This is a genomic window from Erythrobacter sp. MTPC3 (assembly GCF_042854385.1).
Lineage (GTDB): Bacteria > Pseudomonadota > Alphaproteobacteria > Sphingomonadales > Sphingomonadaceae > Erythrobacter.
Genome location: NZ_BTGP01000009.1, coordinates 143,967 through 166,496 on the forward strand (window position 1 = coordinate 143,967; position 22,530 = coordinate 166,496).

At 58.0% G+C, this 22,530-nt stretch carries 16 protein-coding genes; 13 read left to right on the forward strand and 3 right to left on the reverse strand.

Annotated elements, in window-relative coordinates:
• The 3 genes from uxuA to ACGHU1_RS13200 all read right to left on the reverse strand — a co-directional run bounded on the left by uxuA (position 1) and on the right by ACGHU1_RS13200 (position 5,613).
• Positions 1-1,182 (reverse strand): mannonate dehydratase, encoded by a 1,182-nt coding sequence (gene uxuA, locus ACGHU1_RS13190; RefSeq protein ID WP_390587666.1) that lies wholly within the window; start codon positions 1,180-1,182, stop codon positions 1-3.
• Between the two features lie 15 nt (positions 1,183-1,197).
• Positions 1,198-2,460: an Nramp family divalent metal transporter gene (locus ACGHU1_RS13195; RefSeq protein ID WP_390587667.1), complete on the reverse strand. Its 1,263-nt coding sequence runs from the start codon at positions 2,458-2,460 to the stop codon at positions 1,198-1,200.
• Between the two features lie 108 nt (positions 2,461-2,568).
• Entirely contained in the window at positions 2,569-5,613 is a 3,045-nt protein-coding gene (locus tag ACGHU1_RS13200; protein ID WP_390587669.1) for a TonB-dependent receptor, read from the reverse strand.
• A 464-nt stretch (positions 5,614-6,077) separates the two neighbouring features.
• Here ACGHU1_RS13200 and ACGHU1_RS13205 point away from each other — a divergent pair, with 464 nt between their 5' ends.
• The 13 genes from ACGHU1_RS13205 to ACGHU1_RS13265 all read left to right on the forward strand — a co-directional run bounded on the left by ACGHU1_RS13205 (position 6,078) and on the right by ACGHU1_RS13265 (position 22,343).
• Positions 6,078-9,200, forward strand: a complete 3,123-nt coding sequence (locus tag ACGHU1_RS13205) for a TonB-dependent receptor (RefSeq protein ID WP_390587670.1) — start codon at positions 6,078-6,080, stop codon at positions 9,198-9,200.
• A 138-nt stretch (positions 9,201-9,338) separates the two neighbouring features.
• On the forward strand, positions 9,339-10,079 hold the full coding sequence (locus tag ACGHU1_RS13210) for a FadR/GntR family transcriptional regulator (RefSeq protein ID WP_390587671.1): 741 nt from the start codon (positions 9,339-9,341) through the stop codon (positions 10,077-10,079).
• Positions 10,080-10,182: 103 nt separating this feature from the next.
• Positions 10,183-12,459 (forward strand): polysaccharide lyase 6 family protein, encoded by a 2,277-nt coding sequence (locus tag ACGHU1_RS13215; protein WP_390587673.1) that lies wholly within the window; start codon positions 10,183-10,185, stop codon positions 12,457-12,459.
• Positions 12,460-12,467: 8 nt separating this feature from the next.
• A complete protein-coding gene (locus ACGHU1_RS13220) occupies positions 12,468-14,645 on the forward strand; it encodes an alginate lyase family protein (RefSeq protein ID WP_390587674.1) in 2,178 nt (725 codons plus the stop codon).
• A gap of 3 nt (positions 14,646-14,648) precedes the next feature.
• The gene (locus ACGHU1_RS13225) at positions 14,649-15,008 is read left to right on the forward strand and encodes a cupin domain-containing protein (RefSeq protein ID WP_390587675.1); all 360 of its coding nucleotides are present in this window, start codon (positions 14,649-14,651) and stop codon (positions 15,006-15,008) included.
• A 3-nt stretch (positions 15,009-15,011) separates the two neighbouring features.
• A complete protein-coding gene (locus tag ACGHU1_RS13230; RefSeq protein WP_390587677.1) occupies positions 15,012-16,283 on the forward strand; it encodes an MFS transporter in 1,272 nt (423 codons plus the stop codon).
• Between the two features lie 30 nt (positions 16,284-16,313).
• A complete protein-coding gene (locus ACGHU1_RS13235; RefSeq protein WP_390587678.1) occupies positions 16,314-17,066 on the forward strand; it encodes an SDR family NAD(P)-dependent oxidoreductase in 753 nt (250 codons plus the stop codon).
• Between the two features lie 40 nt (positions 17,067-17,106).
• Positions 17,107-17,733: a bifunctional 4-hydroxy-2-oxoglutarate aldolase/2-dehydro-3-deoxy-phosphogluconate aldolase gene (locus tag ACGHU1_RS13240; protein WP_390587679.1), complete on the forward strand. Its 627-nt coding sequence runs from the start codon at positions 17,107-17,109 to the stop codon at positions 17,731-17,733.
• A 16-nt stretch (positions 17,734-17,749) separates the two neighbouring features.
• On the forward strand, positions 17,750-18,781 hold the full coding sequence (locus tag ACGHU1_RS13245) for a PfkB family carbohydrate kinase (protein ID WP_390587680.1): 1,032 nt from the start codon (positions 17,750-17,752) through the stop codon (positions 18,779-18,781).
• A 35-nt stretch (positions 18,782-18,816) separates the two neighbouring features.
• Positions 18,817-18,942, forward strand: a complete 126-nt coding sequence (locus ACGHU1_RS13250) for a hypothetical protein (RefSeq protein ID WP_390587681.1) — start codon at positions 18,817-18,819, stop codon at positions 18,940-18,942.
• Between the two features lie 145 nt (positions 18,943-19,087).
• The gene (locus tag ACGHU1_RS13255; RefSeq protein ID WP_390587683.1) at positions 19,088-20,314 is read left to right on the forward strand and encodes an efflux RND transporter periplasmic adaptor subunit; all 1,227 of its coding nucleotides are present in this window, start codon (positions 19,088-19,090) and stop codon (positions 20,312-20,314) included.
• 2 nt (positions 20,315-20,316) lie between these two features.
• Positions 20,317-21,099, forward strand: coding sequence for an ABC transporter ATP-binding protein (locus ACGHU1_RS13260; protein ID WP_390587685.1), 783 nt, complete (start codon positions 20,317-20,319; stop codon positions 21,097-21,099).
• Positions 21,096-22,343, forward strand: a complete 1,248-nt coding sequence (locus ACGHU1_RS13265) for an ABC transporter permease (RefSeq protein WP_390587687.1) — start codon at positions 21,096-21,098, stop codon at positions 22,341-22,343. The genes ACGHU1_RS13260 and ACGHU1_RS13265 overlap by 4 nt, the downstream gene beginning before the upstream one ends.
• The last annotated feature ends 187 nt before the right edge of the window (positions 22,344-22,530 follow it).

The window sequence follows — 22,530 nt, forward strand, 5'->3', positions numbered from 1 at the left end:
TTACCGCGCCGATGAAATCGCTTTGATGACGCCGCGAATTTCCGCGAGCCCTTTCATCCTGCCGATGGCCGAGTAACCCGGATTGGACGCACGCTCGACATCGCCCATCATCAGGTGACCGTGATCGGGCCGGAAGAAGATTTCGCACCCGCGCTCGCTCTCGTTTTGAAGAAGGTTGCGGATAACGCTGACCATGTCGATATCGCTGTCGAGGTGGCTTGCTTCGATAAAGGATCGCTGTTCCTCGGGATCGCGCGATACCCCTCTCAAATGTGCAAAATGGATGCGATCGCGAAAATCCAGCGCCATCTGCGGAAGATCGTTGTCCGGGCGGCTGCCATAGGTGCCAACGCACAACGTCATGCCATTTGCCTCACTCGGCACGGCGCTGAATAGCTGATCCAGATCGTTTGGTGTGCAAACCACTCTTGGTAAGCCGAACATGTCCCACGGCGGATCGTCCGGATGAATGGCGAGCTTTACATCAAGCCGCTCTGCCACCGGAGCAACGCGCGCCAGAAACGCTGCAAGAATGGCCCGCAATCGCTCGTGATCTACATCGCGATAACGCGCCAATGCCGCCCTGAAATCTGCAAGGGAATAGGCATCCGTCATCTTGCCGGGTAGGCCGGCGATGATTGTCTGTGTCAGCGCGGCGATTTCCGCTTCATCCAGCGTGTCGAAGACGGCCCGTGCCCGCGCGATTTCATCGGCGCTGTAATCATCGGCGGCGCCTTCGCGATTCAGGATATGCAGATCGAAGGCCGCAAACCGATCCTGATCAAAGCGCAAGGCGTATGCGCCATTGGGAAGCTGATGGCGCAGGTCGGTCCGCGTCCAGTCGATGACCGGCATGAAATTGTAGCAGATCGTGCGGATGCCCTCGGCCGCAAGGTTTTCAAGGGTTTCGATCCAATTGTCGACATACCGTCCGTGGCCGGGCGCGGCGAGCTTTACATCCTCGTGGACAGGGATGCTCTCCACCACGGTCCAGCGCAGCGCCGATCCGGGAACATTGCCTGCCTCGATCACCGTGCGATGAGCCGCGATTGCCTTTCTTGGCCAGACATCGCCGATGGGTATGTCATGCAGCGCGCTGACAATATCGGTCGCGCCTGTCTGCCGGATTTCCGCCAGACTGACCGGGTCACCGGGACCAAACCACCGCCACGATTCGCGCATTGTCCAACTCCCCGATCAAACGCCCAGCGTCTCGATAAGACCCTGAAACCCCATGAAGCCGGTGAGCAACGAAAACAGGAAAATCCCGCCCAGACCGACATTCGTTGCCACCGAATGGCGATGATCGCCCATCAGATCGGTGCGATTGCCAAGGTAGATGATGCAGCCAACCGTCACCGGCAACAGGACGACATTGAATGCCTGCGACAGGATCAGCACGAAAACCGGGCGAGCGTCAAACAGCGGCACCACCAGTCCTAGCAGTGAAATGGCAAACACGAACGCCCTGTATTGCCACAGGGTCATATCGCGCGGCGTGCTGCGGTAGTCGCACAGCAGCCACGGGATCATCAAAAGGTTCGGAAACTGCGAAGACACTCCGGCAGCGATGATGCCGATCGCAAAGATCGAAACGGCCAGCGGCCCAGCCAGCGGTTCAAGCAAGCCGATCATCTGCGATGCGCGGTCCAGCCCGATCCCCTCGGCAAACAAACTGCCCGCAGCAGCGGCCATGATCGACGCGCTGATGATGAACATCATGATCGCAGCAAACGCAGCATCGCGGCGTTGCTGTTTGTCATGAACGATAGTCCAGCCCGCTTCTTTCACCAGCGTCGTACGCATTATGAAAAGGCCTGAAAATATGGTCGTGCCAACCATCGATGCGATCAGGAGCAGCGGACCTGTCTCGCTAGAGGCTACCTCTGGAATGGCAGGCAGCAGTCCAGCGGCCATATCCTCCACCGGAGGCATCAGGATGAAGAAATTGAGCACGAAACAACCAGCCATAATCGCCACGATCACGGCCAGCACCCGCTCGAACACCTGCGTGCGGCCGCTCCAGAAGATGAAAAATGCCACTGCGCAGAAAAACGCCGCCCAGAACAGCGGATCGATCCCGCCGATTATGAACGTCTTTGACCATTCGTAGCTGATTTCAGCCACGATCCCCATCACGCCCATCACGCTCGCGCAGACACCGATCCCCAGAGCGAGGATGAAAAAGATGCCAACTGCAGGATGGATATGTTTGCGAAAGGCTTCCAGCGCGGTTTCGCCAGTGACCAGCGTATAGCGCCCGTATGCTGCAATCATCAGGAATGTGGCCGCGCACGAAATGGCGACGGTCCACAGCAGGCTCATCCCGTAATTCGCACCGGCAGTTGCCATGGTCGTGACGCTGCCGGTGCCAATATTGAATCCGAGGAGGAAAATCCCGGGTAGGAACAAGGCAAGCCCGCGCGATAATTTGCCGGCGCCCTTAGCCATTTCAGCCATCCGAAACCCTCTCTTCACCAAACAAAAAAACGAGGCGCCACCGGGAGATAGTGGCAGCGCCTCGTCTGTTGACCAAGGATCAAACCCTGGGCTGTTTCGATGACCTGATCAGAAGTTCAGGGTCGCGCCGAAGACGATCCGGCGATCAGGAAGGCCCTGGAAGCACAGCAGCGCGCTTGAGTTAACGCAACGCTGGGTGATTTCCGACTTGGTCAGGTTCACACCTTCCACGCCGACATTCAGGAACTCGGTCACGTCGTAATTGACGCTCGCATTCAGCTGACCGCGCGATTCGGTGACTGTTGGGAAACCGAAGGTCGAGTTGAGCGAGGCACCGCCTGCCGTATCAAGCGTGCGGAATGCGTCACGCCAGGTGTAACGGGCACGGGCAGAAAGGCCGTATTTCTCGTAATACAGCGTCACGTTGTACGCGTTTTCAGAGAAATCGAGCAGACCCTGCACCGCCTCAACCGGAAGCGAGATACCCGGATTGATGGCTTCGAAAATGTCGCCGCCGCGGCCCGAATTGCTGTTGGTCGCCTCACCACCGCCAAAATCCTGGTAGGTGTAGTTGGCGATCACGCCAAAGCCCGATGCAAAGCCGAGCACGTCTTCGAATTGCGAAAGATCGTACTGGAATGCGACTTCGATACCGGTTTGCGTCGTGCTCGACTGATCGTTCACGATAGTCTGGAGCGGAACGCAAAGGCCGTTGCCAATTGTCGGCGAGAGGACGTTGCGATCCGGGACCGGGTTGAAGATACCGCCCTGCTCGCACGGTGCCGTGATGTCACGGAAACCGTTGGCATCTTCGAACGCGTCTTCGACTTGGGTCACGAACAGGTTGGTGCGATCCTTGTGGAATACACCGATGCTGATCAGCGACGACGGAGCGAAATACCACGCTAGCGAGGCGTCGAAGGACTGCACTGTTTCCGGTGCGAGGTTCGGGTTGCCGAGCGACACTGGGTTGTTCGGACCGGTCGGGAACGTGACCGAAAGCGACAGATCGTTAAAGTCCGGGCGGTTGATGTCTTCGGTGTAGCTTGCGCGGAACACCAGTTCATCGGTCAGATCGGCGATCAGGTTCACACGCGGCAGCCACTCGGCGTAATTGCCGCGTGACGTAACCGGCGAAACCACACCGTTGGCGACGTTGTTGCCGAAGGAGTCGATTGTCGAGCTGACCCAGCGCAGGCCGATATTACCGCGAATGATACCCGCTTCGAAATTCGCCTGCGCGTAAACTGCGTGGGTGGACTCTTCGATCCTGAACGAACCGGCGAGATTGCCCGACGAATTGGGGTCAAGATCGGACAACAGGCGGCCCCCGCTGGCGATCCGTGCCTGACCGCCCGGTGTCGCATCCAGCGCCGCCTGAAGCGTTGCGAATACAGCATCGCGATCAGAGAATGACCGGTCCGGATCGATCAGCACGAAATTGCGGAAAGCCAGATCGCGTCCGTCGAAATCACCGAAATTGTCAGGTCCCGGAACGATCAGGTCTGCGAATGCCGAACCACTCGGGCTGTTGGCGATTGCGCCGGTGCCGAAGGTTGAACGCAGCTGATCGAACTGGGTCGATGTATCGTTGAAACGGTATCCCAGATCGAACGAGGTGAAGAACGGGGTCAGGTCATCAACATCGAGCGTGGTGTCGATGCGGAAGGCGTTCTCTTCGTTTTGCGTCCGGTTGTTGCTGTTTGTGACAGCATCCAGAACCGTGTTCGACGGGTCGAGAAGCTCATCGATTGTCGGCGCGATAGGCGACGCAAAGTTGATGCCGAACGTCAGCGATCCACCGGACAGGTCATACGCGAACGGAACAGGGTTATCGTTGCTCGACCCGTCGAGCGGAACGTTCGGGTTGATGAAGTTCAGCGTCGTGCTGAGGTTCGGGTTGCTCGAATCCGAGGTGGAGCGCGATGCTTCGACCCGAGCGGAGAACCGTCCGGTTTCAAACTGCGTGCCCAGACGATAAACTTCGCTCGTGGTGACACGGGCGCCGGTGTCGCTCGAAAAACGCAGGTTGGGATCGTCGTCATCCACGCCGAGGTTCGGCTCAATCACGCCCACCAGCGATGCTTGAATGCTGCCGAGGTCAACCCCGTCGAGCGATCCGAAATCGACCGTTTCAAACTCGCTCGGCACATTGTTGAACCGCAGTCCGCTGACGCCCGATGCCTGAATGCGCGAGCTGTCCTGCCGGCGTTCCTGATCGTTGTAGATGGTGTCGAAATAGAACATCAGATCATCGCTGGGCGCCCATTCAATGGAGCCTGCAAAGTTGATCGTTTCGTATTCGAAGTTTTCGAGCTCCTGATTAAGGAACTGAATACCGAGATAATTGAAATCCGGTCCTGCAGCGCCGGAGGATGTGACCGCGCTGCCCGCTGCGACCAGGTTGTCACGGTCGACGCGCGGACGGAACGATGTGGCTTCCTGCTCGGTGTAGCTGGCGCTGAGAACGATGCCGATTTCACCCGCACCGGTTGACCATACATCGCCGAAGCTGCCGGAGATGCGCGGCTTGATGCTGTCGGAAAGCTCGCTGTATTCGCCTTGCGCGCGAACCGAAATGATCCGGTCGGTAATGTCGAGCGGACGGATTGTGCGCAGGTTGACGGTGCCGCCGACAGAGCCTTCGATCGTGTCGGCCGTCGGCGCCTTGATGACTTCGACCGAGGAGATGATCGCAGGGTTGATGTCTTCAAAACTGATACCGCCGCGGCCAGTGCCTGCCGACACGGTCTTTACGCCGTTGATCAGCACCTGGTTGTCATTGGTACCGCGGATCTGGACCCCGGTGCCGACACCCGCTGTACGCGTGATTTGCACGCCGGTGACGTTTTCGAGCACTTCTGCGAGGTTTTGGTCAGGCAGTTTACCGATGTCTTCGGCCTGGATGACTTCGATGAGGCTTTCGGAATTGCGTTTTTCCGAGAGCGCCGATTGCAGCGAGCTGCGGATGCCGGTGACGATGATCGCACCCTCGGTCGGGCCGTCGATTTGCGCGGTTTCATCACCGCCGCTCGCTTCGTCCTGAGCCAACGCTGCGCCAGGCACGAAAGCCATGGCAGAGCCTGCCAGCAGTCCAGCCAGCATACGCGTTTTTTTAGCGGACAGGCTTGCGCCCCCGGTTTCGTATTTCATGTTATTTCCCCTCACCGTGGTTCATTATGGTGTTATTTTCACAGGAGCATACGAATAGATAAGTTTGTGTCAACCAAACGCATAGACCTATCTGAAAATTGCGTAATACCAATTTGTATTCCGCTAAAAATAGCTTGAAAACAGTGCGTTGAGGCTACGACCGTATCGCCTTGGCCTGTGGATTGGTGAAATGCCGCGCGCTTTGCTTGTGACAAAATGGTCACAAATTGGCTTGAGTGGCCGTCAAAGACGCGGAAATCAGGGTGGTTTTCGTAGGCTCTCAATCGCAGCTCGCGCACGAGCATGATGGAACGCGTCGGTGAACATGCTGACAAATAGACGATAAATTCCAATTGTCCGATTGGTCTGCGGAAATTTGTAAAATTGGTATGCAAGAGCGGTTGACATCGAATTCCTGCGGAGTATCCCAGAAGGCATAAACATACCTTTAGGGAGGGGAAACGATGGCACTTCGTGCTCACAAAGGCGGTTCTGCCGCGCGTATTTCTGTATCTGCGGCTCTTTTGGCGGGTGCAGCGCTCGTTGCTACACCAGCGATCGCCCAGGATGAAGATGCCGACGAGCCCCAAGCAGAAGTCGCCGATGGCGAACCGGGCATTGTTGTCACCGGCATCCGCGCAACCATTCAGGGTTCGATCGCGGAAAAGCGTGCATCGACCGAAGTGTTCGATGCGCTTTCGGCAAACGAGATTGGCGACATTCCCGCTCTTTCCATTGGTGAGGCGCTGGAAACGCTGACCGGTGCAGGTTCGCACCGCGAACAGGGCGGCGCGACCGAAATTTCCATCCGCGGTCTTGGCCCGTTCCTCAGTTCCACGGTTATCAACGGGCGTGTGGCGACCAACGGTTCTGGCGACCGTTCGGTCAATTTCAGCCAGTTCCCGTCCGAGCTTTTCAACAAGGTCGGCATTTATAAGACGCAGGCCGCCAGCTACATCGAAGGCGGCGTTGCCGGGCAAATCGTTCTCGAAACGATCCGCCCCGTCGATTACGGCGAGCGGCGCATCCAGGGCGAGATCAAGCTCAACGCCAACCCCGATAACCTCGACATCGATTCCGACCAGCGGTTCCAGAAATTCGGTTATCGCGCGACCGGAAGCTATGTCGATCAGTTCCAGGCTGGTGACGGCGAGTTTGGTATCGCCATCGGTTATCAGCGCAACGACACCACTAATCCCGAACAGGAGGCAAACGTCTCCAACACGATCCGCGCCTGTGTTGTCGATCCGACGACTACGAGTGACGGTGTGTTTGATGATGGCAACTGCGACACCAGCAGCAGCACGATCAGCGGGCTTCGCGATGGCAGCGTAACCAACGATTTCGTCATCGCGCGCAACAGCTATGCGTTGCGGTCAAACATCACTGACGATACGCGTGATTCTGTGTTCGCAGCCGTCCAGTACAAGCCGAGCCCGGATGTCGATATCAATGCCGACTTCCAGTATTCAAAGCGTCTCTTTCGCGAGCAGCGCAGCGATTTGAACTTTGCCGAGGGCCGCCGGATCGATGGTATCGGCGACCTCAACAAAATCGAAGGTTTCGACCTTCTTTACACCGAAAGCGGTGCTCTTCGTCAGTTCACCAACGAGCAGCGGATTGAAGCTGTTAGTGAATACCTTGAGCGTGACGAGGAATATTACGGCGGCGGGCTTTCGCTCGATGCGCAGGTATCTGATCGCCTGACGATTTCGCTGGATGCTTCTTATTCCGAAACGCGCCGCGTAGAGGAAGCGGTCCAGATCCGGTTCCGCACCGAAGACAACGAAGACATTTTTGGCAACGAAGTATGGCCGGACGCCACCGAAAGCGATGGCAGCTCGACCAATGACCGTGTCGAAACAGCTGTCCTTATCCGTCAGAACGGATCCGAGGGGCTCAACTTCGTCACCCAGAACTTCGATGTGACGGACTACACATTGTTTGCCAATGATCCGCGCCTTCGCGCCGATTTGGAGCAAGACCGTTTCAACAGTGTCTGGGCGGTTCGCGGCGATGCCGATTACGAGCTCGACGGGTTTCTTTCATCACTGCAGGGCGGTCTGCGCTATCAAGAGCTGATCTACCGCGACGTGCCCGGCGCCGTGAACGGTCTCAGTCGCTTCGAGAACAATTATAACGATGATGATGGTTCCGGGGCGCTTTTCGCAGCGAACCAGGAATGCCGCACGAGCTTCCCGGAATCGGGTTTCCTCTCTTCGATTTCGGGCGGCAACCCGCTGATTACGAATGTCGATGAGAACGGGAACGTGCTTGGCACCTCGAACACTTTTGCAACGTTTGATGCGCTGTGCATTGCACAGGTTCTGGAGCGGGAAGATCCATCGGGTCTTTCGTTCGACGACGATGGCATCCCCATCTACCCGACCAGCGATTTTGACGCGATCAACAACACGGATGTCGAAGAAACAACCTGGGCAGCCTATTTTCAGGCTAACTTTGAAGGGGAACTTGGATCGCTGCCGATCCGGGGCAATATCGGTGTCCGCGCGGTCGGAACCGATATCACGTCGAAAGGCTTCCGCGCTGACCTGATTATTGAGACGATTGCAGCCGATCCGACCGATCCCGATGCGGCGGACACGTTCACGATCAGCCAGGACAGCGGCACGCTTGTGACTAACATCACACGCGGTTCATACACCGAGTTCCTGCCGAGCCTGAACCTCGTCGTGGAATTCCAGCCTGACCTTCAGGGCCGCTTGGGTATCTACCGCGCGCTGTCGCGCCCTGATCCCTCCAGCCTTGGCAATGGCCGGACGTTCATCGTCAACGATGATGACTTTTCGACCGCAGAGCAGGCATTGACCGGCGGCATTGACGCTGTTTCTTCGACTGGCAACCCGGACACCGATCCGCTGCTTTCATGGAATATCGATGCCGGTCTGGAATGGTATCCAAACGAAGATACGATCCTCGCCTTCAACGCTTATTACAAAAGCTTCAATGGCGGATTCGAATCTGTTGCACTGACAGAGGCGTTCAATTTCAACGGTACGATCGTCGATCTGCCGGTGCTGACGGTGAACACCACTGATGACACCAGCACGATCTACGGCGTGGAAATCACCGCTGCGCACCGTTTCAGCTATCTTCCGGCGCCGCTCGACGGGCTTGGTTTCAAACTGAGCTACAATTATGCGGATTCCGACTTCGAGTTTGAAGACGATACGCTCGGCGCGCTGACCACGGTTGCTCCTGATGGCACTTCAACGACCGTCAATGGCCTTATCCCGCCGTCCAACCTGTTCGGTTTCTCCGAGCATGTGTTCTCGGGTCAGGTGTATTACGAAATCGGCGACTTCGATTTCCAGGGCGTTTACAAATATCGTAGCGAATACTTCCAGCAGTTCGTTGCGACGCCTGGCCGCGTCCGCTATGTCGACGATGTAGGTGTTGTCGAGGCCCGCGTTTCATACGAATTGAACCGGAATGTTCGTTTCTCGGTCGAAGGGATCAACCTCTTCAACGAACCGCGCACCAACTTCCGCGGCGCACCAGATGATTTCGGCGCAATCCAGGTCTACGGACCGCGCTATTTCGCGGGTGTCCGGGTCAAATTCTGATCGATTAGGCTGCCACTGCTTTCGGGGGACAGTGGTGGCAGCCGCCCATCGTTCAAAACAGCATGACTTCACAACTGGTATGCATATGGTACGCAAAAGGAATGGACAGCTAACCCCGATCTGCCTCAGAGGGATGGAATGACTGGCAAACGACTTTTCCAATCTGTGGCCGAGCAAATTGCCGGCCTGATCGACGAGGGCGCTTTTCCGCCCGGAACACGCTTGCCAGGAGAGCGCGAGCTTGCCGAACGGCTTGGCGTAAGCAGGGTCACGATACGAGAGGCTGAAATTGCGTTGCAGGCGGTGGGCCGGCTTGAGATTAAAACCGGCTCAGGCGTGTATGTCAGCGAGCGGCAGCCCGAGGAAAAAGCGGCTCTGCCCAGTGTAAGCGCGTTCGAGGTGACAGAGGCGCGGTTGCTGGTGGAGTCCGAAGCGGCGGCCCTGGCAGCGCACAACATCAGCGATGATCGAATTGCGAAGCTGGGCGAGCTCATCGAGCAAATGCGCACCGGTGACGAGACAGCCGCCGACGAAGCCGACGAGCAGTTTCACCGCGTCATCGCTGAGGCATCCAACAACGGTGCTATGATGCACACGGTGCAGACCTTGTGGCGGATGCGGGAGGATATTCCCGATGTCAAAGCAACCTATCAGGCGGTCTGCGTCCACGATGCGGAAATGCGCACCGAAGAACATGAGGCGATTTTCTTTGCCCTGCGTGATCGGGATCCGGCCGGCGCTCGCAATGCGATGCGTGAACACTTTCACCGCCTGATCGAGGCGATGCTGGACGCGACCGAGCGCATGGCGCTTGAAGAGGTGCAGGAGCAGGCTTCCAAAAGCCGCGAACGCTTCGCTGCGGCTGCCAAAATTGGCTAGCTAAACTGGTAATACAGTTTCAACGATTTCAATATGCCAGATTGATTGACAACGGTCATCGCCCCCTTATAGTCCCTCCTAATAAAAATGGACGAGGGGATGAATGATGATGACAAGGCTGTGCCTTGTGTTGGTCGCTGTCTGGTGCAGTTCTGCACCCGCTTTGGCTGAGAGTTATCTCGTCCGCACCCAAGCAGAATACTCCGAAATCGCGAAAAGCGTTGAAGCGGGCGATGTGATCATCCTCGCCGATGGGGAATGGCGCGATTTCGAAATGGTCATCACTGGCGAGGGCAGTTCTGACAGCCCTATCACGATCACGGCCGAAAATCGCGGTGAAGTCATTCTTACCGGCCAGTCCAGCCTGCGCATCGGCGGTCAGTTCATCGTGGTGGATGGTCTGGTTTTTAAAGACGGATACAGCCCGCGCGGCGAAGTCGTGTCATTCCGCCGGACCAAGCAGGACATCGCCAGCCATTCGCGTGTGACGCAGGTTGTCATCGACAATTTCAGCAAACCGGATCGCTATGAAAGCGATTACTGGGTTGGGATCTACGGCAAGAACAACCGGTTCGATCATAATCACATGGTCGGCAAGACCAATAAGGGTGTCACCCTAGCGGTAAGGCTCGACAGCGAGGAAAGCCGCGATAACGGACACCTGATCGATCACAATTATTTCGGCCCGCGCCCCGTCCTCGGCTCCAATGGCGGCGAAACCCTGCGAATCGGGACGAGCCGGTATTCGATGTTCAACTCAAACAGCATCGTAGAAAACAACATCTTCGACCGGACCGACGGAGAGGTCGAGATCATTTCATCAAAATCAGGCGGCAATGTCTTTCGCGGAAACGTTTTCCTACGTTCACGCGGGACACTCACCCTGCGTCACGGCGACAACAGTGTGGTCGAACGCAATGTTTTCCTTGGCGGTGGCAAAGATTATACCGGCGGCATTCGCGTCATCAATCGCGGTCAGATCGTGCGCGACAATTACATTGAAGGGATGCGGGGCACCGGCTTTTCAAGCGCGCTGGCTGTGATGAACGGCGTGCCGAATTCGCCCGTCAATCGCTATGTGCAGGTCGAGGGCGCGGTTATTGAAAACAACACGGTCATCGACAGCCGCCGCATCACATTGGGCGCGGGCGCTGATGAAGAACGTTCCGCCCCGCCGATTGACAGCACTTTCAAAAACAACCTGCTCGGCGGGCTGGAGGACGACACATTCATCGAAGTGGACGCCGATATTTCAGGGTTGGCATTTGCGGATAATCGCGTTGCTGCTGGCAATATTCACAGCGCAGCGGCTCAGTACATGCGGCAGGCACCTGTCGAAATGGAGCGGGCCGCAAACGGGCTGCTCTATCCGGTCGATCCAGCGCTTGCATCAATCGGTGCCCCGCGCGACCTTTCGCCCGTCACCCTCGATCAGGTCGGTGTCGAATGGTATGAAAAGCCCGGTAATGCGGCGGTGTTCGGCAGTTCTGGCAGGGTGATCGAAGTCGCGCCGGGCGAGGATACTCTGGTCGATGCGGCTCTTGCTGCCCATGACGGGGACGTGCTGCTGCTGAGCGACGGCGAATACATTGCCAACCGCACGATCCCGCTGGACAAGGCTTTGACCATTCGCGGCGCATTTGAAGAGGGCGGGCATCAACCGACGATTTTCTTCACCCGGCCAACTCTGGTCGAGCTGAAAGACGGCGGCAATCTGCAGCTTGCAAACCTGACGATCGACGGCGCACTAGCCCCGGATTCGGTCGGGAACTCCGCTATTCGGACCACGACCTACCCGATCAAATCGAACATGCTGATCGAGATGGACGGCGTAACTGTTCGCGGGCTAATCGTGAACAAGTCATTTAATGTCCTGACGCTCGGCAAAAGTGCGCTGGCAGACCGCGTCTCAATCAAGAACAGCAATTTTGCCGACATAACAGGTGCCATCGTATCGGCGGCGGCGGAGACCGAAGATTTCGGTCAATACAATGTCGAATATCTCGACATCGTATCAAGCAATTTTGCCAATATCGGTGAGGCTATCGCCAATGTGTATCGCGGCGGACGCGACGAAAGCACGTTTGGCCCGTTCGTAACCTTCGCAAATAACAACCTAGCAGGCGTTGGCCTCGCGGCGACGAACACGGTGGGTGCATCGCTTAATCTGCACGGGGTCCAGATCGCCGATATTGAGCGTAACATGGTCGCTGCATCATCTCCGTTCCGCATCGTTCACACGGTCGGGACACCGCGCACCAGTGTGATCGAAAATCAGTTCGCGGCCACGCCTTCGTTCATTCTCGAAGAGTTGAATTACGAGGGCGATCACCGCGCCGTTCTTGACGGCAATGTCTTTACAGGATCGGATGAGCAGTGAAGAACGCGATGATCCTTGCAGCGGCATTGGCCACAAGCACGGCTGTCTTGCCTGTTTCTGCGGGTGCAAGCCAGCAGGCGCCCGCTGGCGCGCAGGTGCAGGCCGAACTACCGCCGCTTTATGCTGCCGAACTGGCGCGTGCCAAAAGCTTCGTCGATGGCATGATGGCCGATGGACTGGTCATTCCGTTGCCAAAGGATCCGGGCGGCGGCTACACCCACGAACAGCATAAACGCAATTACAAGGCGATGTATCTCGGCGGGCAAATCTACCGGGTCACCGGTGATGAGCGTTATCGCGATTACGTACGCGATATGCTGCTTGAATATGCCGAGATGTATCCGGCGCTGGGCGAACACCCGGCGAAGGCAAACCAGAATGTCGGACGCCTGTTCTGGCAGGTGCTGAACGATGCGATGTGGCTGGTGCACGCGGTGCAGGGATACGGTGATATTCGCGCGACGCTCTCCGCCGAAAACCGCCAGATCATCGACGATAATGTTTTCCGTCCCGCAGTCGAATTCTTGTCGGTCGATTCACAAGCGACATTCGACCGCATCCACAATCACGCGACTTGGGCGACCGCCGGGGTCGGCATGACCGGTTACCTGCTGGGTGATCAGGACATGATTGACCGCGCATTGCTTGGCTCTGACAAGAGCGGCGACACGGGCTTTCTGCGTCAGACAGAATTGCTGTTCTCACCCGACGGATATTACACCGAAGGCCCGTATTATCAGCGATTCGCCCTGCTGCCGTTTCTGGTGTTCGCCGATGCGATCGAGCGTAACGAGCCGCAGCGCCAGATATTCGCGCACCGTGACGGCATTCTCCTCAAAGCGCTGCGCACCACTATCCAGCTTAGCTATCGCGGATACTTCTTCCCATTCAACGACGCGATCCGCGACAAGAGCCTGAAGACCGCTGAGCTTTATGACGGTGTTGCCATCGGATATGCGCAGACGGGCGACCCGTCGCTTCTCTCCATCGCCGATTTTCAGGACCGGACGGTTTTGAGCCGCAATGGCATGATGGTGGCGGCCGATCTGGCGGCGGGCAAGGCGGAGCCATTTCCGTTCCGCTCGCTTCTGCTCAGCGACGGGCCGGAAGGAAATCGCGGCGCGGTCGCAGTGCTGCGGCAGGGTGATCCAAATGCCGAGGGTGAGCCTTCGACCGTCTTGATCGCGAAAAATTCTTCGCAGGGGATGGGGCACGGCCATTTCGATAAACTGGCATGGCAGCTTTACGATAACGGGAATGAGATCGTGCGCGATTACGGTGCGGCGCGGTTTCTGAATATCGAAGCGAAAGAGGGCGGGCGCTACCTTCCTGAAAACGAGACATGGGCCAAATCCTCGGTCGCGCACAACACCTTGGTCGTCGATGGCCGCAGCCATTTCGATGGCGATGCTGATTATGCCGATACCAAGTGGCCTCAGCAGCTTTACTTCTCCGACGCGGCAGGCCTGCAGGTGTCGAGCGCGATGGTGACTGACGCCTATCCCGATGTCGCTTTCACCCGCACACTGATTATCCCTGCCATCCCCGGATTAGAGGATCCAGTGGTGCTGGATCTAGTGCAGGCGGATAGCACGGCGAGCCACCAATACGATTTGCCACTGCATTATTCCGGCCACATCATGGAGTTTGATTTCGATCTGGCCGCCAACACGCAAACACGCCCGGTGCTGGGCAGCGACAATGGCTATCAGCATATCTGGGTCGATGGCGAGGCGGACTTGGCCGATGGCAGAGGCGCGCTCACCTGGATTTTGGACGGGCGGTTTTACACCTACCGTTTTGCTGGCGACGGCCCGCTGTCCGCCATCCTGGGCGAGACCGGCGCGAACGATCCGAATTTCAATCTTCGGCGAGAGCCGCTGATCATGCTGCGCGCGATGAGGGCAGGCGGGGCGAGTTTTGCCAGCCTGCTGGAGGCGCACGGCAAATATGATGGCGCCGCCGAACAGACCGTCGCCAGCCGCAGCCGAGTTGCGGATATGGTCCATGACCGTGTGGGCGGCTCCGACATCGTGCGTCTGACCCTGAATTCAGGGCAGCGTTTTGCAATCGCCGTTTCGCACAATCCCGATCCCGAGCAGGCGCACACCGTCACGCTGGGCGACGACGTGGTCGCATGGTCGGGGTTCGCTGCGGTGGTCGCACTTGGCAAAGAGGATAGCTGATCAATGGCAACCAAGGTGAACGTATCAAGCCTGCCCTTCGTGCTGGCGAGCGAAACGCCCCGCGAAGACCTCGGCGGCGGGATTGCGCGGCAAATCCTCGGCTATGGGCCGGAGATCATGATCGTACGGGTGTGGTTTGAGGATGGCAGCGTCGGAGACGTTCATTCGCATCCGCATAGCCAGTCTACTTACGTCGAAAGCGGCAAATTCGAAGTCTTCATCGACGGCGAGAAACAGGTGCTGGGGGCAGGCGACTGTTCCTATATCGCGCCTGATCTGGACCACGGTGTCAAGTGTCTCGAAGCAGGGGTGCTGATCGACACATTTAGCCCTGTGCGCAAAGATTTTCTGGGGGAGGGCTAACCAATGCTCCGTTACGGGATCGTAATCCTGGTCGCGATTGCGACTGTCATTAATTATATCGACCGGGGGGCGTTGGGCTTCCTCTGGCCGGAAATTTCGCAGGACCTTGAGCTTTCCGAGCTCGATTACGCGATCATTCTGAACGTCTTCACGTTTGCTTATGCGTTTGGCCAATCCTTGTTTGGCAAGATTTTTGACTGGATCGGGACGCGTCTCGGCTTCGTGCTTTCCATCGTCGTCTGGTCGGCGGCGACCATGCTGCACGCGGTGGCGACCGGCTTGACGAGCTTCGCGGTTTTCCGCGCTTTGCTAGGTGTGTCCGAGGCGGGTAACTGGCCCGGCGCGACCAAGGCGAATGCAGAGTGGTTTCCGATCAACGAACGCGCGCTGGCACAGGGCATCTTCAATTCCGGCGCGGCTATTGGCGGCATCGTGTCGGCGCCGATCATCGGCTTGCTGTTCGTTTGGCTCGGCAGCTGGCAGGCAACCTTTGTCGCCATCGGTGTGCTCGGCTTCCTATGGCTGGTGCCGTGGCTCATCGTTTACAAAAGCGGTCCCGAAGCTCACCCGTGGATCAGCGCGGAAGAGCGGGAATACATCCTGACCGGACAGCGCAATGTCGAAACCAACGAAGTGGCCGACTACGCGCCGGGAACAGCCGAAATTCTCAGCCGCAAGGAAAGCTGGGGCGTCATCATGGCGAGCTTCTTCCTTGATCCGATCTGGTGGCTGTTCGTTGGCTGGTTGCCGATCTACCTGTTCAAGACATATGGTTTCGGTGTCGAGGAGATCGCAGTCTACGCATGGATCCCTTATGTCGGGGCAATGTTCGGGGCATGGTTTGGCGGCCTGCTCGCAGGCAACCGGATCAAATCAGGCTGGACGGTCAACCGGACGCGCAAGACCGTTATCGGTCTGGGCGGGGCCATCATGCTGGGATCGCTGCTGGCGACGACGCAGGCCAGCACGCCGCTGACCGCGGTTCTGCTGATGGCTGTCATTCTGTTCGGGTTTCAGACTGCGGTCGGCAATATCCAGACGCTGCCAAGCGATTTTTACAGCGGTAAATCGGTGGGCACTCTGGCGGGTTTTGCCGGGACTGCGGCGAAATTGGCGGTCGTTCTGCTCAATTTCCTGATCCCGGTCATAACCGTGAATAGCTATGCGCCCGCATTCATTGTCGGCGCGGGTCTGGCTATCGCAACTGTATTGTCGGTGCTCATCCTGTGCCCCGAAATCAAACCTCTTAAACCTACTCAACCAAAAACGGCCTGAGGCCGATTAACCTTCCAAAGGGGAAGACGAATGAAATTTGCAGGCAAAGTAGCAGTGGTTACCGGCGGCAGCCGTGACATCGGGCGTGCGATATGCGTGAAGCTGGGCAGTGAGGGCGCCAATGTTGTCGTCAATTACAACAGCAATCAGGCAGATGCCGATGCGACCGTCGCTGCCGTAGAAGCAGCAGGCGGCAAGGCTATTGCGGTAAAAGCCGACGTTACCAAATCAGCCGACGTCGATGCCCTGTTCGCGGCCACGAACGATGCGTTCGGCGGCAAGATTGATATCCTCGTCAACAATGCAGGCGGCCTTGTCGCGCGCAAGACGCTGGAAGAGATGGACGAAGAATTCTTCAACCATGTCATGCAGCTCAACACCACTTCGACCTTCCTCGCGTGTAAGGCGGCCGTGCCGTTCATGTCCGAAGGCAGCGCGATCGTGAACCTCGCATCGCTCGCAGGGCGCGATGGCGGCGGCGGCGGCGCGATCGCCTATGCCACGTCCAAGGGCGCTGTCATGACCATGACCCGTGGCCTGGCAAAAGAGCTTGGACCAAAAGGCATTCGCGTAAACGCACTGTGCCCCGGCATGATCGCGACGACTTTCCATGATAAGTTCACACCGGATGCCGCGCGCGAAAACGTCGCCAACTCCACGCCGCTGCGCCGTCAGGGCAAGGCCGAGGAAACTGCGGACCTCGTTGCCTATTTGGCTTCGGATGAAGCATCGTTCATTACCGGCGCGAATGTCGATATCAATGGCGGGCTCGCCTTCTCGTAAGGCGAACCGTCAAATTGGAGAATTCGTGATGAGTGCGGAAATGTCCCAACGGCTGAATGCGGCGCCGGTTGTGCCGTTGATCGCTGAAAACGACCCGGCGCGGTCAGTCGGCATCGCCGATGCTCTGGCCAAAGGCGGGCTTAGCGTGATCGAAGTCGTCATGCGCAGCGACGATGCGCAAAAGGGAATGGAAGCAATCATCGCGCAAACCGATGGGCTGATCGTGGGGGCGGGAACCGTCCTCACGCTCGACCAGGCCAAATCCGTCCTCGACAGCGGGGCGCAGTTTATTGTGTGCCCCGGCCTCGTGGACGAGATTGTCGAATACTGCCTTGATCAAAGCGTGCCAATCTATCCCGGCACGATGACCGCAGGCGAGGTGCAGCGCGCCTATGCGCTTGGCCTCAGGGAAGTGAAGTTCTTCCCGGCTAGCCTTGCTGGCGGTGTTCCCATGCTCAAGGCGCTGAGTTCGGTGTTCCGCGAGATGCGGTTCATGCCAACCGGCGGCGTTTCGGCTGCCAATCTCGGCGAATTTCTTGCCTTGCCCAGTGTGCTCGCCTGTGGCGGCAGCTGGCTTACTCCCAAAGAAGCGGTCGCCATCGGCGATTACGCGCAAATCACAAGATTGGCGAGCGAGGCGGTCGAGATCGCCGATGCCGCTCGCTGACAGGAGCTCCTCCCCAATGACTGACTTTCTATCTTTTGGTGAAATCATGTTGCGGCTGAAAACGCCGGGACATCAGCGGTTTTTCCAATCGCCTGAGTTCGAGGCAACCTTTGGCGGAGGCGAGGCGAACGTCGCCGTTGCGCTGGCCAATTACGGCTTTGACGCAGGGTTCGTAAGCGCGCTTCCCGATAACGACATTGGCGAAAACGCGATCATGGAGCTGCGCAAGTTTGGCGTCGATACCGCGCATATCAGCCGTTCAGGCGACCGGGTGGGAATATACTTCCTTGAGACCGGATCGAACCAGCGCCCGTCAAAAGTCGTTTATGACCGCGCCAATTCCTCGATTTGCAATGCGAGCGCGGATGAATTCGACTGGCCGACCATTTTCAAGGGCGCTAGGTGGCTCCACATCACGGGCATCACGCCTGCACTCAGCCAGTCAGCAGCCGACCTGTCGATGGCCTGCGTGAAAGCGGCGAAAGAAGCGGGCGTCACGGTGTCGTGCGATTTCAACTTCCGCGGCAAGCTGTGGAAATATGGCAAGACCGCGCCCGAAGTGATGCGCGAGCTGGTCAAGTATGTCGATGTCGGCATCGCCAATGAAGAAGACTGCCAGAAGTCGCTCGACATCACGGTTGATGTCGACGTGGAAAGCGGCGAACTCGATACCAAGAAATATGAGGCGCTGGGCCAGAAGGTGCTGGATATCTATCCCGACATGCACACGATTGCGATCACGCTGCGCGAAAGCCTGAGCGCGGATCGCAACAACTGGTCGGCTTGCCTGCGCACGCGCGATGACGGCTTCATGCTGTCGAAGAAATACGAGCTGACCGATATCGTCGACCGTGTCGGCGGCGGAGACAGCTTTGCCTCGGCGCTGATTTACGGCCTCAACGCGTATGAAGATCGCCAGCAAAGCCTGGAGTTCGCGGTTGCAGCCAGCGCGCTCAAGCACACGATCATGGGCGATTTCAACCGGGTCACCGTGCCCGAGGTTGAAAAGCTGATGAGCGGCGATGGTTCAGGCCGCGTGCAGCGGTAGGGCGGAGAGCGACCATTCTGGAACTGCGGATGATCATGGGCGGCCCCACAGTATCAGCGAAACGCTGGGCTGCGGGGCTTGCCAATGACAACCCGTCTCGTGAACAGGAATTGTTCGAACACTGCGTCGAACGCGAACTCAGCGCACCCGAAGATAGCTGATCGGACCGGCTTGCGCCCCGCCAAAATCTGGCGCGAAATACCCGCTGAAATTCTAGCTTAAGCTGGCCTTTGCCCGCCATTGCGCTAGGACTTGGCGAAGGGGCAAATTGTGCCGGTTTCAGGGGAGCGCAAAATTTTGGGTCGAGTGAAAAACTGGGTCAAGGCGCACCCTATTCTGACCGCGATTGCAGCCATCATATTCGCGCTGATCCTGTGGATCGTGCTGTCGCCTGACCAGCGCGACTATGAATACGTCACCGAAGAAGCGAGCACCGGCGAAGTTGTTCGCGTGGTTTCCGCCAGCGGCACGCTGCGCGCGCTCAACACCATCAATGTCGGTGCGGAAGTCTCCGGGCAGATCACCGGGGTTTATGTCGATTTCAACTCGGCTGTGGCCAAGGGGCAATTGCTGGCCGAAATCGACCCGACCCGGCCCCGCGCCCGGATGGCGCAGGCGCGCGCGCAGGTCGATCTGGCGCGTGCCAGCCTTGCCCAAGCAGAAGCTTCGATGATCCGGTCCCGCACCGATGTCGAGGTGCAAACACGCGAATTCGAACGGCGACAGGAATTGGCAATCAAGGGGTTTGTATCGGGCGCCGGCTTGGATCAGGCAGAGAATGCTCTCGCATCGGCGCGCGCCGCGCTAAGCACGGCTGAGGCGCAGATGCAAAGCGCGCGGGCGCAGATTGCGCAGAGCATTGCAGAGCTCGATTCTGCCCGCTTGGACCTTTCCCGCACGCGTATCATTGCCCCGACAGCGGGGGTCGTGATCGACAAACTGGTGGAACCCGGCACCACGGTTGCCGCAAGTTTCCAGACGCCGAACCTGTTCACGATTGCCGCCGACACCAGCCGGATGCAGGTCGAGGCGTCCGTTGACGAGGCGGATATCGGCCAGATCCGCGAAGATCAGGATGTCCGCTTTACCGTGGATTCTTATCCAGACGACGAATTCGCTGCAAAGGTCCAGCAGATCAGGCAATCCGCTTCGCAATCGGGTAACGCGGTCACGTATCTGGTGATCCTCGATGTCGATAACAGCGATGGCCGGCTGCTTACCGGCATGACGGCGAATGTGGACATCATCACGGGCCGTAAGGACGATGTGCTGCGCATCCCTGTCGCATCGACACGGTTCCTTCCGCGCGAAGGTGATCGCGGTGAAGATGGCGGCGAAAACGGCGCTGAACAATCGAAGCAGGTTTATGTCTGGGTGCCGGGCGAAGAGGATTACAGCCCGTCGAAAGTTCCGGTCGAGACAGGACTTGAGGGCGAGGATTACGTCGAAGTGACCAGCGGCCTTGAAACAGGACAGGCAGTGCTCGTGCGGTCACGCAGTCTGAACGGCCAAAGTTCCTCGGACGGGGAATAGCCGTGACTGGTCCACCCGATAGCGCATTTGCAGTCGATGAGAGCGGCGCGCAGCCGCTGGTGGAAACGCGCGGGCTGGTGAAAACGTATGAGCTGGGCGGGGAGACCATCCATGCCGTTAACGATGTCTCGCTTAGCATTGAGCGCGGCGAATATGTCGCAATCATGGGGGCGAGCGGATCGGGCAAATCGACCTTCATGAACATGATCGGCTGTCTCGACATACCCAGCGCCGGTCAGGTCCTGATCGACGGTATTCCGATTGAGAGCATGACGAGCGACGATATGGCCGGGCTGCGCAACAGCAAGATCGGCTTTGTCTTCCAGCAGTTCAACCTGCTTGCGCGAACATCCTCCATCGACAATGTGGCGGTGCCGCTGATTTACGCCGGTATCGACGCGGCAGAGCGCAGGGAGCGCGCAATTGCCAAGCTGGAGGAAATGGGGCTTGGCGAACGGCTGCTGAATACGCCCGCCAAACTGTCCGGCGGCCAGCAGCAGCGCGTGGCGATCGCCCGCGCTCTGGTGACGGAACCGCTAATGCTGCTCGCTGATGAGCCTACAGGCGCGCTCGACACGCAAACCAGTATGGAGATCATGGCGATTTTCGAACAGCTTAATGCGTCGGGCATCACGGTCATCGTCGTCACGCATGAGAATGAAATCGCCGACCATGCCAAGCGGCGCATTGAATTTCGGGACGGCAAGGTGATTGAGGATCGCATTGTTACGAGCCGGACGATAGCGGTACCGATGGGCGGTGCAGCGTCTGAGGTCGTGACGTGAGCAAGAGGGGCGGCCTTTTCAGCAATTGGGGTGTGAACATCTCGATCGCGATGATCGCGCTGCGGACAAACCTGATGCGCTCTATCCTGACGATGCTCGGCGTGCTGATCGGGGTTTTCGCCGTCACTTTGGCAGTCGCAGTAGGCAATGGAGCGCAGACCTCGGTCTCTAACGCGATTAACAATTTCGGGTCGAACATGGCCATCATCATACCGGAGCCGGACAATGAAGGCGGACGGCGGTCGTTCGACCGCGGCAGGCTCACCCAGCGCGACCTTAGGGCGATTGAGCGTGAGGTGCCCAACATCCGCGCGGTCGCCCCGCAATTGCGCAGCGGGCTCGAACTGGTGGTTGCCGGGACCAGCGCCGCTACCACGGCAGTGGGAACATCGCCCGGTTACGGCCTGATCACCAACCATCTCGCCGACCGCGGGCGATATATCAGCGAGGCGGATATTCGCTCCGCCGCCCGGGTCGCAGTGCTGGGCCGCACGGTGTCGGAAAGCCTGTTCGGAGAATTCGACCCCATCGGCGAATCCGTGCGCGTTGACGGCGTTCCTTTCACCGTTATCGGCCTGCTGGAAGAAAAGGGGTCCACTTTCGGCGACGACAATGACGACACGATGATCATCCCGATTTCGACCATGCGGCAAAGGTTCATCGGAGACACTTTGCCCGGCCCGGATGACCTGCAACTCGCCTTCGTCGGTTTTGAAGAGGGGGCTAGCCTGACACAGGCGAAAGCCGACATCATCAATGTCATGAAAGATCGCTACCGCGTGCGCGATGGCGAAGTGAACCCGTTCCGCGTCCGCACGACGCAGGAATTTCTCGAGGACAGCCAGTTCATCACAGGTATCCTTCAGGCGGTGCTGGTTGCGATCGCTTCCATATCGCTGCTGGTTGGCGGGATCGGGATCATGAACATCATGCTAGTAAGCGTGACGGAGCGGACGCGCGAGATCGGTCTGCGCATGGCGCTGGGCGCGCGGCGCAACGATATCCGCAACCAGTTTCTGGTCGAGGCAGCGGTTCTCTGTTCGCTTGGCGGGGCGGTAGGTCTGGTTCTGGCATGGATCAGCGGCGCTGTGCTGACAGCCTATGCCGATTTTCCGGTTCCCATCGGGATCGGCACTGCAATCGGATCGCTGGCATTTTCGGCTCTGCTCGGGATCATCTTCGGCAGCTACCCCGCCATTCGCGCCTCGCGGCTGTCACCCATCGAAGCCCTGCGAACAGAATAACCAAGACATTGAAAAGATGGTGGGCGCGGCAAGGATTGAACTTGCGACCCCACCCGTGTGAAGGATGGGAATAACGGAGATCTGCGGTTTTTGAGAACACGAAAACCTAATAAAAACAATATCTGATGCCCGTCGGTGTTCGCCGCTGCCCACCCAAGTTTTTCATGTTTTTTTCATGGATTTTAGG

Excerpts from the sequence above, each read along its gene's own strand:
- uxuA (WP_390587666.1), bottom strand. The coding sequence starts at position 1,182 with ATGCGCGAATCGTGGCGGTGGTTTGGTCCCGGTGACCCGGTCAGTCTG.
- ACGHU1_RS13195 (WP_390587667.1), bottom strand. The coding sequence starts at position 2,460 with ATGGCTGAAATGGCTAAGGGCGCCGGCAAATTATCGCGCGGGCTTGCC.
- ACGHU1_RS13200 (WP_390587669.1), bottom strand. The coding sequence starts at position 5,613 with ATGAAATACGAAACCGGGGGCGCAAGCCTGTCCGCTAAAAAAACGCGT.
- ACGHU1_RS13205 (WP_390587670.1), top strand. The coding sequence starts at position 6,078 with ATGGCACTTCGTGCTCACAAAGGCGGTTCTGCCGCGCGTATTTCTGTA.
- ACGHU1_RS13210 (WP_390587671.1), top strand. The coding sequence starts at position 9,339 with ATGACTGGCAAACGACTTTTCCAATCTGTGGCCGAGCAAATTGCCGGC.
- ACGHU1_RS13215 (WP_390587673.1), top strand. The coding sequence starts at position 10,183 with ATGATGATGACAAGGCTGTGCCTTGTGTTGGTCGCTGTCTGGTGCAGT.
- ACGHU1_RS13220 (WP_390587674.1), top strand. The coding sequence starts at position 12,468 with ATGATCCTTGCAGCGGCATTGGCCACAAGCACGGCTGTCTTGCCTGTT.
- ACGHU1_RS13225 (WP_390587675.1), top strand. The coding sequence starts at position 14,649 with ATGGCAACCAAGGTGAACGTATCAAGCCTGCCCTTCGTGCTGGCGAGC.
- ACGHU1_RS13230 (WP_390587677.1), top strand. The coding sequence starts at position 15,012 with ATGCTCCGTTACGGGATCGTAATCCTGGTCGCGATTGCGACTGTCATT.
- ACGHU1_RS13235 (WP_390587678.1), top strand. The coding sequence starts at position 16,314 with ATGAAATTTGCAGGCAAAGTAGCAGTGGTTACCGGCGGCAGCCGTGAC.
- ACGHU1_RS13240 (WP_390587679.1), top strand. The coding sequence starts at position 17,107 with ATGTCCCAACGGCTGAATGCGGCGCCGGTTGTGCCGTTGATCGCTGAA.
- ACGHU1_RS13245 (WP_390587680.1), top strand. The coding sequence starts at position 17,750 with ATGACTGACTTTCTATCTTTTGGTGAAATCATGTTGCGGCTGAAAACG.
- ACGHU1_RS13250 (WP_390587681.1), top strand. The coding sequence starts at position 18,817 with ATGGGCGGCCCCACAGTATCAGCGAAACGCTGGGCTGCGGGGCTTGCC.